The sequence below is a fragment of the Citrobacter sp. Colony219 genome, assembly GCF_019382635.1.
Classification (GTDB): Bacteria; Pseudomonadota; Gammaproteobacteria; order Enterobacterales; family Enterobacteriaceae; genus Citrobacter; species Citrobacter youngae.
On record NZ_CP080033.1, the window covers coordinates 534,542 to 535,111 of the forward strand.

Annotated in this window: 1 rRNA gene (running past one end of the window); it reads left to right on the plus strand. The window is 52.1% G+C overall.

What is annotated here, in order from left to right:
* The first annotated feature begins 27 nt into the window (after positions 1-27).
* Positions 28-570, plus strand: a 23S ribosomal RNA gene (locus JTI85_RS02400); it runs 2,364 nt beyond the window's last position.

The window sequence follows — 570 nt, forward strand, 5'->3', positions numbered from 1 at the left end:
GTTTTACGAAACATCTTCGGGTTGTGAGGTTAAGCGACTAAGCGTACACGGTGGATGCCCTGGCAGTCAGAGGCGATGAAGGACGTGCTAATCTGCGATAAGCGTCGGTGAGGTGATATGAACCGTTATAACCGGCGATTTCCGAATGGGGAAACCCAGTGTGTTTCGACACACTATCATTACGTGAATCCATAGCGTAATGAAGCGAACCGGGGGAACTGAAACATCTAAGTACCCCGAGGAAAAGAAATCAACCGAGATTCCCCCAGTAGCGGCGAGCGAACGGGGAGCAGCCCAGAGTCTGAATCAGCTTGTGTGTTAGTGGAACGGTCTGGAAAGTCCGACGGTACAGGGTGATAGTCCCGTACACCAAAATGCACAGGTTGTGAACTCGAAGAGTAGGGCGGGACACGTGGTATCCTGTCTGAATATGGGGGGACCATCCTCCAAGGCTAAATACTCCTGACTGACCGATAGTGAACCAGTACCGTGAGGGAAAGGCGAAAAGAACCCCGGCGAGGGGAGTGAAAAAGAACCTGAAACCGTGTACGTACAAGCAGTGGGAGCCTC